This is a genomic window from Mesorhizobium sp. CA12 (genome assembly GCF_020165255.1).
Taxonomy (GTDB): Bacteria; Pseudomonadota; Alphaproteobacteria; order Rhizobiales; family Rhizobiaceae; genus Mesorhizobium.
In genome coordinates this window covers 96,707-114,367 of record NZ_JAIUHT010000007.1, presented here as the reverse complement: position 1 = coordinate 114,367, position 17,661 = coordinate 96,707, and the positions used below count along the sequence as shown (strand labels likewise).

The window sequence follows — 17,661 nt, the reverse complement described above, 5'->3', positions numbered from 1 at the left end:
GGAGAACCAAAATGTTCAGCGCAAGATGGCAGATCGACGCCAAGTTCGGTCACAAGCAGACCGCGCTCGAGCTGATGCGCAAATGGGAGCGCGAGATCGGGTCGCAGGTCGGGCTCGCCGACATGAAGTTCCAGCTCATGACCGGTTCCGTGGGCGCGCGCGAAGCGACGATCGAGGCGCACCACCAGGTCGAAAGCCTTGCCCAGTTGGAGGAATTCTTCGCCAAGATCGCCAAGATCGACGCGCATGCCAAATGGGGCAAGGAGCTGGAGCCCTATGTGGTGTCGGGCACCAGCAAATGGACGATCTTCCGGATCGTGGAGTAGTGGCCTGAGCGCCGCCCGGCCTTCTCCCCTTCTTGTGGGAGAAGGTGGCTCGGCGCGCCGCGCCGAGACGGATGAGGGGTGCTCCAGCTTGGCGCCAAGCTACCCCTCACCCGGATTGCCATCCGATTTGCGAAGAGCAAATCGGGGCAATCCGACCTCTCCCACAAGGGGAGAGGTAAAGGGAGCCTACCCATGCGCCACCATCACATGCCGCACGGCGGTGTAATCCTCCAGTGCGTAGAGCGACATGTCCTTGCCGTAGCCGGATTGCTTCAATCCGCCATGCGGCATCTCGTTGGTCAGCATGAAGTGGGTGTTGATCCAGGTGCAGCCATATTGCAGGCGGGCGGCGGTCGCCATGGCGCGCGAGACGTCCTTGGTCCATACCGACGAGGCAAGGCCGTAGTCGCTGTCGTTCGCCCAGCTCACCGCCTCGTCGACATCCGCGAAGCGGGTGACCGAAACGACCGGACCGAACACCTCGCGGCGCACGATCTCGTCCTCCTGCAGCGCGCCGGCGACGACCGTCGGCTGATAATAGAAGCCGGAGCCGTCGCCCGGCTTGCCGCCGGTGGTGATCTCGATGTGCTTCAGTTCCGAAGCGCGCTCTACGAAGCTCGACACACGGTCGCGCTGGCGGCGCGAGATCAGCGGCCCGATCTCATTGTCCGTATCGTCCGGCTGGTTGTACTTGATGGTCGAGACCGCGGAGGAGAGGTCGGCGACGAGCTTGTCGTAGATTTTCTTGCCGGCATAGATGCGGCAGGCGGCCGTGCAGTCCTGACCGGCATTGTAATAGCCGAAGGCGCGCAGGCCGTTGACCACGGCGCCGAGGTCGGCGTCGTCGAAGACGATGACAGGCGCCTTGCCGCCGAGCTCGAGATGCGTGCGCTTGACCGACCTGGCGGCCGCCTGCAGCACCTTCTTGCCGGTGGCGACGTCGCCGGTGATGGAGATCATGTTGACCTTGGGGTGGTTGATCAGCGTGTTGCCGACGCTGTCGCCGCGGCCGAGCACCACATTGACGACGCCCTCGGGCAGGATCTCGGAAAGGATCCTCGCGAGTTTCAGCGCCGTCAGCGGTGTCTGCTCCGACGGCTTGAAGACCACCGTGTTGCCGCCGCCGATCGCCGGGGCCAGCTTCCAGGCCATCATCATCAGTGGATAATTCCAGGGCGCGATGGAAGCGACGATGCCGATCGGGTCGCGCCGCACCATCGAGGTGTGGCCCGGAATATACTCGCCGGCCACCTGGCCCGGCATCGAGCGCACCGCGCCGGCGAAGAACCGGTAGCAGTCGACGATCGCCGGAATCTCGTCATTGAGCACGGCATTGATCGGCTTACCGCAGTTCAGCGCCTCGAGCGCGGCGAACTCCTTCGCTTCGGCCTCGATGCGGTCGGCAATCTTGAGCATGTAGCCGGAGCGCTGCGCCGGCGTGGTGCGCGACCAACTGACGAATGCTCGTTCGGCGGCACTAACGGCAGCCTCGATCTGCGCGGGGCTCGCCTCCGGCAGGTTGAGGATGGTCGCCCCGGTTTTCGGATTGAGGATCGGCTCCTCGGCCTCGGTGCCCTTCTCGAATTTCGAGCCGATCAGCATTTGGGTGTCCATTGGATTTCTCCCTTAACAGGAGCGAATAGGGAGTGGCGAATAGCGAGTAGGGTTTGGCCATCGATTTCCCTATTCCCTATTTGCTATTCGCTACTCCCTATTCGCTGTTTTTCATTTTCCACTGCCCGCAATCTGATCGCCGTCGCGGGTCAGGTAATAGGCAAAGAGGATCGGCAGCAGCGTCACCAGCACGACGACCATGGCCACGACATTGGTGACCGGGCGCTGGCGCGGGCGGATCAGCTCCTCCAGCATCCAGATCGGCACAGTCTGCTGCTGGCCGGCGGTGAACGTGGTGACGATGACCTCATCGAAGGACAGCGCGAAGGCGAGCATGCCGCCGGCAAGCAGCGCGGTTGCGATGTTCGGCAACACGACATGCCGGAAGGTCTGAAAACCGTCGGCGCCGAGATCCATCGAGGCTTCGATCATCGAGCCCGACGTGCGGCGGAAGCGGGCGACGGCGTTGTTGTAGACGACGACCACGCAAAAGGTCGCGTGGCCGAGCACGATCGTCCAGAACGAGAACGGGATATCGGCGAGCGCGAAGGCCGAGCGCAGCGCGATGCCGGTGATGATGCCGGGCAGCGCGATCGGCAGGATGACCAGCAGAGAGATGGCCTCGCGGCCGAAGAAGCGCGTCTGCGAGACGGCCGCGGCGCAGAGCGTGCCGAGCACCAGCGCGATCGCCGTCGAGATGGCGGCGACGCGGACCGACAGCGACAGCGCATCCCATACGTCCGGTCGGTTCCAGGTGACGGCGAACCATTGCGTGGTCAGTCCCGGCGGCGGCCAGACGAAACTCTTCTCCTCCGTCGTGAAGGCGTAGACGAAGATCAGCAGGATCGGCAGGTGCAGGAAGAGCAAGCCGCAGGCGGCGGCGATCTTCAGGCCGAGCGGAGCGGATTGACCACGGTCAGAGCGCATCGAAAGCCCCCATGCGCTTGGCGCCCCAGAGGTAGAAGCCCATGATGACGATGGGCACCACGGTGAAGGCGGCGGCCAAAGGAATGTTGCCGGCGGTGCCCTGCTGCGAATAGACGGCCTGGCCGATGAAGAGGCGCGAGGTGCCGATGATCTGCGGGATGATGTAGTCGCCGAGCGTCAGCGAGAAGGTGAAGATCGACCCGGCGACGATGCCGGGCAGCGCCAGCGGGAACAGCACGTTGCGGAAGGTCTGGCCGGGCGAGGCGCCGAGATCTGACGAAGCCTCGACCAGATTGCCGGGCACGCGCTCGAGCGCCGCCTGAACGGGGAGGATCATGAAAGGCAGCCAGACATAGACGAAGACGATGAAGGTGCCGGTGAAAGAGACCGACAGCGAATTGCCACCGACGATGGGCAGCGACAGCCAGCCGTCGAGCAGCCACAGAAGGTTCAGCTTGGCGAGCAGCCAGGTGACGATGCCTTCCTTGGCCAGGATCAGCTTCCAGGCATAGATCTTGACCAGGTAGCTCGACCACAGCGGCAGCATGACGCCGAGATAGAACAGCGCCTTCCAGCGGCCGCGCGCATAGCGCGCCGCATAATAGGCGATGGGGAAAGCAATGATCGCCGAAGCAAGCGTGACCAGCGCCGCCATCGTCACCGTGCGCAGGATGATGTCGAGATTGGCGGCCTGAAACAGGTCGCCATAGGTCTTCAGCGTGAACTGGCGATTGATGAGGCCGGAGAACTCGTCGATCGAGAAGAAGCTCTGCAGGAGCAGCGCAAACAGCGAGCCGATATAGACGATGCCCAGCCACAGAAGCGGCGGCAGCAACATGAGCAGCAGCAGGAGTTTTGGGCGGCGCCAGAAGAGGTCGGAGAACGCGCCGCGCATGCCGCCGCTGCCCGGCAGGATGGCGGGTGTGGGGTTGGATTGAACAGCGGCGATGGTCATGGCGCCGCCGCGTGTTGAACGGGATCAGGGGAGAGGCCGCGATCCTTCGCGCAAACCTTCATCATGCCGGCTCGTCCATCAGATGCAGGTTGTCGCGGTTGAAGGTCAGCACCACCGCTTCACCCTCCGCGGGCAGCGCCGTGCCCGCCGGCACCATGGCGTGCAGTCTCAGCCCATCAGCGTCGAGCGCGAGCCTGGTCGTGGCGCCGAGATAATTGGTCCCGACCAGGCGGGCGGCAACGCCGTCGCCGCTTGCCGCGTTTGAGACGCGGATCGACTCCGGACGCAGGCTCCCCCAGCGGTGCTGGCCGGAATAGCGCTGGACGAAATCCGGCGGCAGCACATTGGACGAGCCGACGAAATCGGCGACGAAGCGCGTGTTCGGCCGCTGGTAGATATCCTCCGGCGTGCCGACCTGCATGATCTTGCCGTCGTTGAAGACGGCGATACGATCGGCCATGGACAGCGCCTCGCCCTGGTCGTGGGTGACGAAGACAAAGGTGATGCCGAGCACTTTCTGCAGCGACTTCAACTCCTCCTGCATGTTCTCGCGCAGCTTGAGGTCGAGCGCGCCGAGCGGCTCGTCGAGCAAAAGCACCTTGGGCTGGTTGACCAGCGCTCGGGCGAGCGCCACGCGCTGGCGCTGGCCGCCGGAGAGCTGGCCGGGACGGCGCGCGCCGTAGCCCGGCAGGCGCACCAGCGAAAGCGCTTCCTCAGCCGCCTTCAGCCGCTCGGCCTTGCCGACACCCTTGACCATCAGGCCGTAGGCGACGTTGTCGAGCACATTGAGATGCGGAAACAGCGCATAGTCCTGGAAGACGGTGTTGACGTTGCGGCGATAGGGCGGAACGCCCTCGGCGCGCTCGCCGAAGATGGAGATCGAGCCCGTCGTCGGCTGCTCGAAGCCGGCGATCAGTCTGAGGCACGTCGTCTTACCGGAACCGGACGGCCCCAACATGGCGAAGAACTCGCCGGGCACGATGTCGAGATCGACGGCGTCGACGGCGCGCACGCTGCCGAAATGGCGCGAGACTTGTTTGAAGGAAACGGCAGAGGTCATGGGCCCAGTCAGTTCAGTTGCCGGTTAAACGAAGGCGAGTTCGCACAGCGCCCTGCCTCCCCTCGATAGGGGAGGTCGCGGCGAAGCCGCGGGTGGGGGGTGGTTGGCGCCAACGTCCATGCTGACCCCACCCCGACGCTACGCGTCGACCCTCCCCACAAGGAGGAGGGTAAGGGAACTCACCGGCCGCCGATGACGCCGATATAGTCAGACACCCAGCGGTAATAGGGCACGCACTGGTCGTTCTGGCTGGCGCATTTCGACACCGGCGTCTTCCAGAACTTGATCTTGTCGAAATTATCGTAGCCGTTGGTCTTGCAGCCCTCGTCGCCGAGCAGCTCGTTGCCCTTGCAGGCGGCGGGCACGACTGGGAGCGAGCCGAACCAGGCCGAAACGTCGCCCTGGACCTTCGGCGATAGCGAATGCTCGAGCCACATATAGGCGCAGTTCGGATGGGCGGCGTCGGCTTCCATCATGGTGGTGTCGGCCCAGCCGGTGACGCCCTCTTCCGGCACGGTCGAGGCGACCGGCTTCTTGGCGGCGACCAGCGTGTTGACCTGATAGGGCCAGGAGCCGGAAGCGACCACGCCCTCGTTTTGGAAGTCGTCGACCTGGATCGCGGCATCGTGCCAGTAACGGCCGACCAGCGTGCGCTGCGTGCGCAAGAGCTCGAGCGCCGCCTTGTACTGGTCTTCGTTCAACTCGTAGGGATCCTTGATGCCGAGCTCCGGCTTGTGGAACATCAAATAGTTGGCGGCGTCGGCGATATGGATCGGCCCGTCATAGGCCTGGACGCGGCCCTTGTTCGACTTGCCGTCGGGCAGCTTCATTTCCTCGAAGACGACGTTCCAGCTCTTGGGCGCTTCCTTGAAGACTTCGGTGTTGTACATCAGGATGTTCGGACCCCACTGGTAGGGAACGCCGTAATGCACCTTGTCGACCGTGAACCAGGGCGCGTCCTTCAGCCGGTCGTCGACGGTCTTCCAGCTCGGGATGAGATCGGTGTTGATCGGCTGCACGCGCTTGCCGGCAACGAGGCGCAGTGAAGCATCGCCCGAAGCGGTGACCAGGTCGAAGCCGCCCTCGTTCATCAGCGAGACCATCTCGTCCGAGGTGTTGGCGGTCTTGACGTTGACCTTGCAGCCGCTTTCCTTCTCGAAAGCCGTCACCCAGTCGTAATTCTTGTCGGTCTCGCCGCGCTCGATATAGCCGGGCCAGGCAACGATGTTGACCTCGCCCTCGCCCTTGCCGAGTTCCTTGACCTGGGCCATAGCCTGACCGGAAAAAGTCAGCGCGACAGTCAGCGCCGTGCACGACTTCAGGAATGCATTCATCGTCGATCTCCCATTTTGGCGCATGACCCCGAAAACCGGCTCGGTTTTCGGAAAGGATCATGCGCAAACTACAAAGGGTCGGAGCTTCATGCTCCGACGGCCGCGCTCTCGGGGCGCAGCTTTGTTCCCTGAGCGAAAGTGCGGTGAAAAATCCGGTTTCGCAAATTCATTTATCAGAAAGCCGATATCGGTTTTATCGATACTTTGTTTGATGCAGTTTCGGACGGAAGGCTACGGTGAAGTCGCCGAGCCCAACTGCTCCACACTTTTTCCTGGAATTGCGTGATCACGGCCGCTGGCGCACCATGCGCTGCGACTGCGCGAGGCCAATGAAATCGCGAGCCGCCTGCGGCAGGGCGGAGCCGCGACGCCAGACCGTGCCGACCTGGACCACTGGCAGCGAGCCGGAAACGTCGCGCGATTCGATGCGATCGCCTTCCAGCGACCAGGGCCTGTAGACGAGGTCGGGCAGCAGCGCCACGCCGGCGCCGGTGGCGACCAGGCTGCGCACCGCCTCGACCGAGCGGGTGCGGAAGGCGACATGCGGCCTGGCGCCGATCGCCGACAGCAGCTTGCCCGTGTTCTCCTCGATCTCGTCGACCGTGAGCATGATCAGCGGCTCGGAGACGATGTCATTGACCCCGATGATGTCGGCGCTGGCGAGCCTGTGGCTGAGCGGAATCCACAGCCTGTAGGCCGAGACTTCCAGGATTTCCGACTGCAGCGCCGTGCGGTCGCGCAGGTTGGACGTCACCATGACGGCGATGTCGAGCTTGCCGCCGACCAGAAGGTGCTCGAGATAATCGCCATTGTCCTCGATTGCCGAGACCTCGACGCCGGGATAGGCGCGCCGGTAGCGGGCGAGCAGGTCGGACAGTACATAGCCGGCGACCAGCGAGGTGACGCCGAGCTGCAGACGACCGCCAGCGGCGGCCTGCTCGCTGGAAAAAGAGCGGCGCGCGTCGGAAACGTCGGCCAGGATCTTGGTCGCGTGGCGCAGGAACTGGTGGCCCTTGTGGGTGATGTTGAGGCCACGTGGATGGCGCTCGAAGAGCTCGACGCCGAGATCGCTCTCCAACTCCTTGATCGCCTCGGTGACCGAGGACTGGGAAATCGACAGGTTCTGCGCGGCGCCCGAGACGGTGCCCTGCTCGGCGACGGCGACGAAGAACTGCAATTGGCGGATGGTGAAAGCCATGGCCGGACTAAACACCGGCCAACGTGGCGTTGGGAAGTGGGGCAAGCTCCGAAACTTGACCACCTTCCGATTCGTAACTAACTAAGTTACATGAAACGCAACAGCCGACTGTCCTCGACCCTGCATATCCTCGTCCATATGGCCGACGCTCCCGAGCGGGCGCTGACCTCCGAAGAGCTTGCCGGCTTCATCCACACCAATCCGGTTGTGGTGCGCCGCACCATTGCCGGGCTGCGGGAGGCCGGCATCGTCACCTCGTCGCGCGGCCATGGCGGCGGCTGGCAGCTCGGCCGCGCGCCGGACAAGATCTCGCTGGCCGAGATCAGCGGCGCGCTCGGCGAGACGCTGTTGCCGTTCAGCACCGAACCGGAAAGTCCCGGATGCCTAGTCGAGCAGGCGGTGATCGCCGTGCTCGACGATTTTCGCCTGGAGGCGGAAAGGCTGCTCACTGAGCGGCTCAGCCATATCACGCTGGCCGACCTGACGGCCGATTTCCGCCGCCGTTATGACCTCATTGGAGTATCCAGCCATGCAGTATGATGTGATCGTCGTCGGCGGCAGCTTTGCCGGCCTGTCCGCCGCCATATATGCGGCGCGCGGGCGGCGCAAGGTGTTGGTGATCGATGCCGGCGAGCCGCGGAACCGCTTTGCCGAGCATTCGCACGGCTTCTTCGGCCAGGACGGACGGGCGCCGGCGGACATTCTCGGCGAGGCCAAGGCACAGCTGCTCGCCTATTCCGCCGTCACGATGATCGAGGGCCGCGCCGAGCGGGCGGCAATCACCGACACCGGCTTCGAGGTCCGGATGGACAATGGCGAGGGTTTCGGCGCGACACGGCTGGTGCTCGCCACCGGCGTCCGGGACATCCTGCCGGACGTTCCAGGACTTGCCGCGCATTGGGGCAAGACGGTGCTGCATTGTCCTTATTGCCACGGCTACGAAGTGGCCGGCGGGCCGCTCGGCGTGCTGGCGACCGGATCGATGTCGCTGCACCAGGCCGAGCTGATTTCCGACTGGGGCGACGTCACGCTGTTCGCCGACGGTTTGTTCGAACCGGACGCTGACCAGGCGCGGGCGTTGGAGAAGCGCAACATCCGGTTCGAGCGGGGCAAGGTGAGCGAAGTGCAGAACGACGGGTCCGGCGGCCTGGTCGTCAGGCTCGACGGCAATCGCAGCGCGAGCGTGCGGGCGCTGTTCACTGCGCCGCGCAACGCGATGGCAAGCCCGCTCGCCGAGCAGCTGGGCTGCGCCTTCAACGAAGGCCCGCTCGGCAAGGCGATCGTCGTGGACGACAAGCAGCAGACATCGGTGCCTGGCGTCTTCGCGGCAGGAGACGCCGCGCGCCTGATGCACAACATCGCCTTCGCGGTGTCGGGCGGCGCGATGGCCGGGGTTGCGGCGCACCAGTCGCTGGTATTCGGCTAGGCTCTTATCCCTTGGGCGACGTCAGGCCGCGGCGATACTGACCCGGGCCCCGGCCTGGCTCAGCGCGGCGGCTATATCGCGCGGCGGCGGCTGGTCGGTGGCGAGCTCGGAAAAGCCGTCGAAGCCGCAGACCCGGACCAGTCCCTGGCGGCCGAACTTGGAATGGTCGGTGACGACCAGCGAGCGCTGGCCGCGCGACAGCACCATGCGGGCGAACTCCGCCTCGTCCAGATCATAGTCGGTCAGGCCGGCGGCCGCATCGACGGCTCCGATCGAGATCACCGCATGATCGACCGAAAAGCGACTGACGAACTCGATCGCCGAAATGCCGAAAGCCGCGCCTGAATCGCTGCGTAGCTCGCCACCCGCCATATAGACCTTGTTGCCGTTCACCGTCGCCAGCGTGCGGGCAATGTCGGAGGAATTAGTGACCACCGTCAGCCGGCGATGGCCGAGCAGCTCGCGCGCGAGGAAGGAGGTGGTCGTGCCGGTATCGAGCATGATCGCCTCGCCATCGCGGATCGTAGCCGCGACCATCCTGGCGATCAGGCGCTTGGCTTCGGCATTTTCGCGCATGCGCCGCTCGAACGGCGCCTCGCCCAGCATCGAAGAAAGACCAACGGCACCATGCATCTTCAGCACCGAGCCGTCATCGGCGAGCGGCTTGACGTCGCGCCGCACGGTTTCCAGCGAGACGCCGAGCCGCTCGGCAAGGCTGGCTATGGTGATCGTGCCCTCCTCGCTGAGGAGCCGCAGGATTTCGCCGTGCCGTTTCGAATGGATCATCGGTGTGTCCGGGAATTCTGACCGAATTTAAGGCTTTGCCGACGCTTTGAAAGGAGTCGCTTATATTTTCGGGCAAAACACCCAAAAAAGGTCACAGCTTTTGGATTGACAGCGCTGCCACGCTGGCGTGACATTGACCTTGTGACAGGCTCGGAACTGCCGCGGGAGGGTGATGGCAGAGCCGCAACCTAGTGACCAGATCGCCTGGAACCAGCCAGGCGCGAGCTTTTATCGAATCCGCGGGGGCGGATGCCGGGATATCATACCTGGCCAAGGGGCTCGTCGGTGCGGTGCGGGATACCGATCCTGGCGTCTCGCACCGACGAGGCTTTTTCATGTTCTCCCAGCCTTGTTTTCCGCGGGACCGGTTGGGGCCGGAGCGAAGCCGTGAGTGCCGAAGACCGCATCCGCGCCTTGCCGTGCTGGAACGGCGGCATCGAGATCGAGCCGCTGCCGGGCGGCCTCAGCAACGCCAATTTTGTTGTCACCGACGCGGCCGGGCGGCATGTCGTGCGCTTCGGTCAGGACTTCCCTTTCCACCATGTCTTTCGCGAACGCGAGGTGATGACGGCACGGGCGGCGCATGCGGCGGGCTTCGCGCCGGCCGTGCATTATGCCGAGCCCGGCATCCTGGTGACGGAATTTCTCGGCGCCAAGACCCTCCTGGGAGAGGATGTGCGGGCCAATCTCGGCCGCGTGGCCGCGCTGCTGCGCGGCTTTCACCGCGAGATGCCGAAGCATGTCTCCGGCGCCGGTTTCATGTTCTGGGTGTTCCACGTCATCCGCGACTATGCGCGCACGCTGGACGAGGGCGGCAGCCGCAAGAAGAGCGAGCTGCCACGTTATCTGGCGCTGGCGGACGAGCTCGAGCGGGCGCAAAAACTGCTGCCGATCGTCTTCGGCCATAACGACCTTTTGCCAGCTAACATCCTCGACGACGGCAAGCGGCTGTGGCTGATCGACTTCGAGTATGCCGGCTTCAACACGGCAATGTTCGACCTCGCCGGCGCCGCCTCGAACGCCGGCCTGAGCGATGACGAATCCTTCGCCTTCATGACCGCCTATTTCATGAAGGAGCCGGACGGCGAAATCCGCCGATCGCATGCCGCCATGCAATGCGCCTCGCTGCTGCGCGAAGCGATGTGGAGCATGGTGTCCGAGCTCTATCTCAACGCGCCCGGCATCGATTATGTCGCCTATAGCGAGGAAAACCTCGTCCGGCTCGACGCGGCGCTGGACAACTACCGGACGAAATACGGAACCAGATCATGACCTTGCCCGGCCATGCCGAAATCGTCGTCATCGGCGGCGGCATCATCGGCTGTTCCACTGCCTACCACCTGGCGCGCGACCATAGGGCGGACGTGGTGCTGCTCGAGCAGGGCAAGCTGACCTCGGGCTCGACCTGGCACGCCGCCGGCCTGGTCGGGCAGCTGCGCTCCTCCGCCTCGATCACGCGCGTGCTCAAATATTCGGTCGAGCTCTACAAAGGGCTGGAGGCCGAGACGGGCCTGGCGACCGGCTGGAAGATGACCGGATGTCTGCGGCTGGCGACGAATGCCGACCGCTGGACCGAGTTCAAGCGGCTGGCGACCACGGCCAAAAGCTTCGGCATGGATATGCAGCTGCTGTCGCCGGCGGAAGTGAAGCGCATGTGGCCGCTGATGGAGACAAGCGACCTTGTCGGCGCTTCCTGGCTGCCGACCGACGGGCAGGCAAGCCCCTCAGACATCGCCCAGTCGCTCGCCAAGGGCGCGCGCATGCATGGCGCGAAACTGTTCGAGGGCGTGCGCGTCACAGCCTTTACGATGAAGGACGGCCGCATCACGGCGGTGAAGACTTCACAGGGCGACATCGCCTGCGACAAGGTGGTGAACTGCGCCGGACAATGGGCAAGGCAGGTCGGCGCGATGGCCGGCATCAACGTGCCGCTGCAGCCGGTCAAGCACCAGTACATCATCACCGAGAAGATCGCGGGCCTTGCGACCGACGCGCCGACAATCCGCGACCCCGACCGTCGCACCTATTTCAAGGAGGAGGTCGGCGGGCTGGTGATGGGCGGCTACGAGCCCAATCCGCAGGCCTGGGCAACCGGACTTCCCGGCGGCGATGTCCCGAACGACTGGGAGTTCCGGCTGTTCGACGACGACTACGATCATTTCGAGCAGCACATGGCCCAGGCGATCGCGCGCGTTCCGGCGCTACAAACCGCCGGCGTCAAGCAAATGATCAACGGTTCGGAGAGTTTCACGCCGGACGGCAACTTTGTCCTCGGCGCAGCGCCCGAATGCGCCAACATGTTCGTCGGCGCCGGCTTCAACGCCTTCGGCATAGCGTCCGGCGGCGGCGCCGGCTGGGTGCTGGCGCAATGGGTGGCCGACGGCGAGGCGCCGCTCGACCTGTGGGTGGTCGACATCCGCCGTTTCTCCGGCCTGCACCGCGACCGCGACTGGGTCCGCGACCGCACGCTGGAGGCCTATGGCAAGCACTACACGATCGGCTTCCCGCACGAGGAATATCTGTCCGGGCGGCCGCGCATCGTCTCGCCGCTCTACGAGCTGCTGAAGATGCATCGCGCCGTGTTCGGCTCCAAGCTTGGCTGGGAGCGGCCGAACTGGTTTGCGCCGGATGGCGCGGCCGCCGAGGACGTCTATTCGATGGGCCGCCAGAACTGGTTCGGCCCGGTCGGCGACGAGCATCGTCATGTGCGCGAGAAGGTCGGCATTTTCGACCAGTCCTCCTTCGCCAAATACGAGCTGACCGGTAGCGATGCGCTGAAGGCGCTCGACTGGATCTGCGCCAACGACGTCGACAAGCCGGTCGGCCGATTGATCTACACGCAGCTTCTCAACACGCGCGGCGGCATCGAGGCGGACCTCACCGTGTCGCGGCTCGGCGAGGACCGGTTCTACATCGTCACCGGCACCGGCTTCCGCACGCATGACCTGTCCTGGATCGGCGACCATATCGGCCCCGGCCTGGATGCCAGACTGACCGACGTCACGGAGGATTTCGGCACGCTGTCGCTGATGGGACCCCGCGCCCGCGACGTGCTGACGGCGGTGACGGACGCCGATGTCTCAAACGCCGCCTTCCCCTTCGGCCATGCCCGCGAAATCCAGATTGCCGGCCATAGCGTGAGGGCGCTGCGCGTCACCTATGTCGGGGAACTGGGCTGGGAGCTGCATGTGCCGATCGCCGCCACCGGCGAGGTTTTCGATGCGCTGATGGCGGCGGGCAAGGCGCATGGCATTCGCCCGGTCGGCTACCGGGCGCTGGAATCGCTGCGACTGGAGAAGGGCTATCGCGCCTGGGGTTCCGACATCACGCCGAACGATATGCCGCAGGAGGCGGGGCTCGGCTGGGCCGTGAAGCTTCGCAAGAATACCGACTTCGTCGGACGCCGGGCGCTGGAGAAGGCAGCCGGCAAGCCGCCAACGAAACGCTTTGCCGGCTTCACGGTGGACGACCCGGAGATCGTGCTGGTCGGACGCGAGACGATCCTGCGCAATGGCGACCCGGTCGGTTACCTGACCAGCGGCGGCTACGGCTACACGGTGGGCAAGAATATCGGCTACGGCTATGTGCGCAATGCCGACGACGTCAGCGACGATTTTCTGGCCTCGGGCGACTATGAGCTTGTCGTGGCGATGGAGCGCACGCCGGCAAAGATCCATCTCGAGGCGATGTACGATCCGGCCGGAGCAAGGATAAAGGCCTGATCGAGGGACGGTCAGCTGACGCGCAGCACAAGCCCCCTGCTCGGCACGGTCTCGGACTCGCCCGGCATCGAGGCGTAAGGCGCCGTTTCCTCGACGCGCTTCAACCTGCCCTGAGCCTCAAGTCCGGCAATGCGCTCGGCGAAGCCTGATTGCCACAGCGTGTTCTTGACGGTCAGCACGATGATCCCGCCTGGACGGCAGATGCGGATCAACTCGTCCAGTCCCTCAACCCCGACATGGCCGGAGGTGAAGACGCCCGCCGAAACAATGCCGGCATAGACGCCGTCGGCGAAGGGCAAAGCGTCGCCCATCGCCAGGCGATGCAGCGCCGTGTAGACGCCCTTGGCGCCAGCCTTGTCCAGCATGCCTTGCGAGATGTCGAGCGCCTCGACCTTCGGATAGCCGGTGATGGCCAGCCATTCGCCGATCAGGCCAGTGCCGGCGCCGGCATCGAGCAAGGGTTCGGCGCCGCGCGGCAGGTGCCTGGCAAGCAGCGCCAGGCAGATCGTCGGGTGGCGATAGCCGGCGGCCGACATGTCGGCATCATAGGTCTCGGACCAGCTGTCATAGATCGCCGCCACTTCCTCAGGCCGCTTCGCGGCGTAGGCCGCGCTTAGCGAGCCGCTGTGCTTGCCGTCCGCCATTTCTGCTCCCGCCGCCGATTCGTATCCGCAATGGTAGCCAAGCGGCAAAAACTGTGGAACCGTTCCTCTGTAAAACATCGTGTGATGGTAAAGGGGATGACGATGGACGAGGCGCGCGCCGCGTTGGCCACCATTCCGGCGCTGGCAGGCTATGACGGGCCACTGGAGCGTTTGGCCGGCCTGACCAACAAGGTCTACCGGGCCGGCGAAGCGTGTCTGCGCATTCCCGGCAAGGGCACGGAAGAATATATCAACCGCGCCAACGAGGCGGTGGCGGCGCGCGAGGCGGCCAAGGCCGGCGTCAGTCCCGAGGTGCTATATGCCGATCCTGCGTCCGGCTTGATGGCGACGCGCTTCATCGCCGGTGCCGAGACGATGTCGCCGGAGAAATTCAAGGCGCGGTCGGGCAGCCCCGCGCGAGCGGGCTACGCCTTCCGCAAGCTGCATGCTTCGGGCGCGGTGTTCCCCTTCCGCTTCGAATTGTTCGCGATGATCGACGACTATCTCAAGGTCTTATCGACGAAGGACGTGGCGCTGCCCGCCGGCTATCACGACGTTGTGCGCGAGGCAGGCGCGGTGCGCGCCGCGCTTGCTGCGCACGCCATCCCGCTCGCCGCCTGCCACTGCGATCCGCTGTGCGAAAATTTCCTCGATACGGGCGAGCGAATGTGGATCGTCGACTGGGAATATTCCGGCATGAACGATCCGCTGTGGGACCTCGGCGACCTTTCGGTCGAGGGCAGGTTCGATGCGGACCAGGATGAGGAACTGATGCGCGCCTATTTCGGCGGCGAGGCGAGGCCGGCGGCGCGCGGACGTATCGTCATCTACAAGGCGATGTGCGACCTTTTATGGACGCTCTGGGGATTGATCCAGCTCGCCAACGACAATCCGGCCGACGATTTCCGCGCCTATGCCGACGGTCGCTTTGTCCGCTGCAAGGCGCTGATGGAGACCGCGGAATTTTCGCGGCATCTCGCCGCCGTGCGCGCGGGTTAGGCACCGGAAAGCCAAGCCTTCAAGCTTTTGTTTTCATACATGTCGTTATCGCAAAACCGCTGCACACTTTTGCGCGACATGCATTAATTCACGCCCTTCGGCACGTTCTCCGGCGGCACCTCGGTCTCCACCACCTTCTGGCGATGGAAGATGAACATGCCGGCAAGCACGACGATGGCGGCGCCGACGAGAATGCGCGGGCTGGGCATGTCGCCGAAGAAGGCCAGTCCGAAGACCACCGCCCACAGAAGCAGGCTGTAGTGCAGCGGCGCCAGCGTCGAGGCCGGCGCCAGCTTCAGCGCCCTGGTGATCATCAGATGCGCGGCGCAGGAGACGACGCCGAGCAGAAGCATGGCGCCGAAATCGAGCGCCGAGGGCGTGCGCCAAGCGCCGATGGTGAGCAGGCCGCCGACAATCAGCGTGCCGATCGTCTGCCAGGTCACCAAAGTCGTGTCGCTGGTGCCGCGCAGGAGGCGGCCGAGGATGATGGCAAAGCCGAAGGCGATACTGCCCACCAGCGCGAAGGCCGATGACAGCGAGAAGGCCGCCGAGGACGGCTTGAGGATGATCAGCACGCCGCAGAAGCCGACCAGGATCGCCAGCCAGCGCCGCCAGCCGACCTTTTCGCCGAGCAGCAAGTGCGACAGCGCCGCGACATAGATCGGCCCGGCCATGTAGAAGCTCATTACGTCGGCGAGCGGCAGGTAGACGACCGCGGCGTAGAAAAGCCCGGTATCAGTCGCGGTGGCCACGACGCGCAGGACCTGCAACAGCGGCCGGTCCATATGGAACAGCTTGCCGGTGCCCTGGTTGGCGATCATCGGGCCGAGCACGATGAAGGCGCCGATCGAGCGGATCAGCACCACTTGTCCGACCGAGAAGGAAGCGACCAGCCATTTGCCCATCGCGTCGTTCAGCGCGAACATGAAGTCGCCGGCCAGCATCAACAGGATGCCGGCGAGCAACATGTTTCTGATCGTGAAATTGCGGGCGAGCGAAGCCATGCCGCTCCCTAGCCGCAAGCGGCCGATTTGACGAGGGAAATCCGTAAGACCAGCGGAAATCGAGGCTGGCGAAGCGCTGGAACTTCGTCATCCACGGGCGGAGCGGGAGCGAAGCGAACGCGCAGACCCGAGGATCCATTCCGTGACCTCGCGCGAAGAGCGAAGGCAGCGCAGGACGGAGGCCATTCTGGACCGCCGCAAAGCTCGTACGTCACGGAATGGATTCTATGGTCTGCGCTGCGTCGCTTCGCTCCTTGCTTCGCCATAGAATGACGAAGTGACGAGCGTTTCGGCCAATAGCGAACCGCTCCTAATGCTTGCCTCGCCGGCCCAGTGACTGGTCGGGGCCGAGACCTACGCTGTCTTATGCCGCCGGTTCACCTGCGCTGGCCGTCCCGCGATCGACAGCCGCGTTTCCTGCTTCGTCCGCTCAGCCACCACCTTGCCCCTGGCGATGACGCAGAGGCGTTCGGGGCGCAGGCGAACGGCCTCGATCGCATTGCCGGCATCGAGCACAACGAGGCTCGCCCGCTTGCCGACGGCAAGGCCCAGATGATCGAGCCCCATGATGGCGGCGTTGACGTTGGTCACCATGTCGAAGCAGCGCGCCATGTCGGCCGGGCTCGACATCTGCGCGACATGCAGGCCCATGAAGGCGACGTCGAGCATGTCGGCGGTGCCCAGCGAATACCAGGGATCGAGCACGCAATCCTGGCCCCAGCCGACGCGGATGCCGAGCGCCTGCATCTCCTTGACACGGGTCAGGCCGCGCCGCTTCGGGAAGGTGTCGTGGCGCCCCTGCAGCATGATGTTGATCAGCGGATTGGGGATTGCCGATACACCGGCCTCGGCGATGAGCGGCAAAAGCTTCGAGACGTAATAATTGTCCATCGAATGCATCGATGTGAGGTGCGAGCCGGCCACCCTGCCCTGCAACCCAAGGCGCTGCGTTTCATAGGCCAGCTGCTCGATATGGCGCGACAGCGGATCGTCGGTCTCGTCGCAATGCATGTCGACCATCAGGCCGCGTTTGGCCGCGATCTCGCAAAGCTCCGTCACCGAGCGGGCCCCCTCGGCCATGGTGCGCTCGAAATGCGGGATGCCGCCGACGATGTCGACGCCCATGTCGAGCGCGCGGATGGTGTTTTCACGAGCATTCGGCGAGCGGTAGAGGCCGTCCTGCGGAAACGCGACCAGTTGCAGGTCGATATAAGGCGCGACGGTTTTCTTGACGTCGAGCAGGGCTTCGACCGCGAGCAGCCGGTCGTCGCAGACATCGACATGGCTGCGGATCGCGAGCAGGCCCATCGACACGGCCCAGTCGCAATAGGCGAGCGCGCGCTCGCGCACGGCCTCATGCGTCAAAAGCGGCTTCAGCTCGCCCCAGAGCGCGATGCCCTCGAGCAGCGTGCCCGACGCATTGATGCGCGGAATGCCGTAGGAGAGCGTGGCGTCCATATGGAAATGCGGATCAACGAAAGGCGGCGAGACGAGATTGCCGCTTGCGTTGATTTCGGCCGGCGCCGAACCCTCGAGCTTTGGTTCGATCGCGACGATGGTCTCGCCGGCAATGCCGATATCGGCAACCCTGCCATCCGGCGGCGTGCCGCCGCGCACGATCAAGTCGAAATCCATCTGTCGTCACCCTTTTCCAGGAATCGGCAAC

16 protein-coding genes are annotated in these 17,661 nt (G+C 64.6%); 6 read left to right on the top strand and 10 right to left on the bottom strand.

Translation table 11 applies throughout. The annotated features are described in order from the left end of the window. Positions 1–11: 11 nt before the first annotated feature. The gene (locus LB520_RS13900) at positions 12–326 is read left to right on the top strand and encodes a hypothetical protein (protein ID WP_095766062.1); all 315 of its coding nucleotides are present in this window, start codon (positions 12–14) and stop codon (positions 324–326) included. Between the two features lie 186 nt (positions 327–512). On the opposite strand, the gene LB520_RS13895 is transcribed toward LB520_RS13900, so the two are convergent. From LB520_RS13895 to LB520_RS13870, 6 genes are all read right to left on the bottom strand, one after another. Then, on the bottom strand, positions 513–1,940 hold the full coding sequence (locus LB520_RS13895; RefSeq protein ID WP_224637867.1) for a gamma-aminobutyraldehyde dehydrogenase: 1,428 nt from the start codon (positions 1,938–1,940) through the stop codon (positions 513–515). Positions 1,941–2,051: 111 nt separating this feature from the next. Beyond that, on the bottom strand, positions 2,052–2,867 hold the full coding sequence (locus LB520_RS13890) for an ABC transporter permease (RefSeq protein ID WP_127227748.1): 816 nt from the start codon (positions 2,865–2,867) through the stop codon (positions 2,052–2,054). Further along, on the bottom strand, positions 2,857–3,822 hold the full coding sequence (locus LB520_RS13885) for an ABC transporter permease (protein ID WP_224637866.1): 966 nt from the start codon (positions 3,820–3,822) through the stop codon (positions 2,857–2,859). Before LB520_RS13885 ends, LB520_RS13890 begins: the two co-directional genes overlap by 11 nt. Positions 3,823–3,883: 61 nt before the next feature. After that, the gene (locus LB520_RS13880) at positions 3,884–4,882 is read right to left on the bottom strand and encodes an ABC transporter ATP-binding protein (protein ID WP_224637865.1); all 999 of its coding nucleotides are present in this window, start codon (positions 4,880–4,882) and stop codon (positions 3,884–3,886) included. Between the two features lie 179 nt (positions 4,883–5,061). Next, positions 5,062–6,216, bottom strand: a complete 1,155-nt coding sequence (locus LB520_RS13875; protein ID WP_140843908.1) for an ABC transporter substrate-binding protein — start codon at positions 6,214–6,216, stop codon at positions 5,062–5,064. 286 nt (positions 6,217–6,502) lie between these two features. Beyond that, positions 6,503–7,414 carry a LysR substrate-binding domain-containing protein gene (locus LB520_RS13870; RefSeq protein ID WP_140629159.1) on the bottom strand — a complete coding sequence of 304 codons (912 nt, stop codon included), beginning with the start codon at positions 7,412–7,414 and terminating at the stop codon, positions 6,503–6,505. A 90-nt stretch (positions 7,415–7,504) separates the two neighbouring features. On the opposite strand from LB520_RS13870, the gene LB520_RS13865 reads away from it, so the two are divergent. Then, a complete protein-coding gene (locus LB520_RS13865; protein WP_224602649.1) occupies positions 7,505–7,954 on the top strand; it encodes an RrF2 family transcriptional regulator in 450 nt (149 codons plus the stop codon). Next, positions 7,944–8,840, top strand: a complete 897-nt coding sequence (locus tag LB520_RS13860; protein WP_224637864.1) for an NAD(P)/FAD-dependent oxidoreductase — start codon at positions 7,944–7,946, stop codon at positions 8,838–8,840. Before LB520_RS13865 ends, LB520_RS13860 begins: the two co-directional genes overlap by 11 nt. Positions 8,841–8,861: 21 nt before the next feature. On the opposite strand, the gene LB520_RS13855 is transcribed toward LB520_RS13860, so the two are convergent. Continuing rightward, complete coding sequence (locus LB520_RS13855; RefSeq protein ID WP_224602645.1) at positions 8,862–9,626, bottom strand: DeoR/GlpR family DNA-binding transcription regulator; 765 nt, start codon at positions 9,624–9,626, stop codon at positions 8,862–8,864. Positions 9,627–10,013: 387 nt separating this feature from the next. On the opposite strand from LB520_RS13855, the gene LB520_RS13850 reads away from it, so the two are divergent. Further along, entirely contained in the window at positions 10,014–10,898 is an 885-nt protein-coding gene (locus tag LB520_RS13850) for a phosphotransferase (RefSeq protein WP_224603171.1), read from the top strand. Further along, the gene (locus LB520_RS13845; RefSeq protein ID WP_224603173.1) at positions 10,895–13,348 is read left to right on the top strand and encodes an FAD-dependent oxidoreductase; all 2,454 of its coding nucleotides are present in this window, start codon (positions 10,895–10,897) and stop codon (positions 13,346–13,348) included. The genes LB520_RS13850 and LB520_RS13845 overlap by 4 nt, the downstream gene beginning before the upstream one ends. An 11-nt stretch (positions 13,349–13,359) precedes the next feature. Here the strand turns inward: LB520_RS13845 and LB520_RS13840 are convergent, their stop codons facing one another. Next, positions 13,360–13,992 (bottom strand): class I SAM-dependent DNA methyltransferase, encoded by a 633-nt coding sequence (locus LB520_RS13840; RefSeq protein ID WP_224603175.1) that lies wholly within the window; start codon positions 13,990–13,992, stop codon positions 13,360–13,362. A 96-nt stretch (positions 13,993–14,088) separates the two neighbouring features. Here LB520_RS13840 and LB520_RS13835 point away from each other — a divergent pair, with 96 nt between their 5' ends. Next, a complete protein-coding gene (locus LB520_RS13835) occupies positions 14,089–14,991 on the top strand; it encodes a phosphotransferase family protein (RefSeq protein WP_224637863.1) in 903 nt (300 codons plus the stop codon). Positions 14,992–15,074: 83 nt separating this feature from the next. Here the strand turns inward: LB520_RS13835 and LB520_RS13830 are convergent, their stop codons facing one another. Together LB520_RS13830 and LB520_RS13825 are read right to left on the bottom strand one after the other, a co-directional pair. Continuing rightward, entirely contained in the window at positions 15,075–15,995 is a 921-nt protein-coding gene (locus LB520_RS13830; RefSeq protein ID WP_224637862.1) for a DMT family transporter, read from the bottom strand. 354 nt (positions 15,996–16,349) lie between these two features. Then, positions 16,350–17,630, bottom strand: coding sequence for an amidohydrolase family protein (locus tag LB520_RS13825; RefSeq protein ID WP_224637861.1), 1,281 nt, complete (start codon positions 17,628–17,630; stop codon positions 16,350–16,352). Positions 17,631–17,661 lie beyond the last annotated feature (31 nt).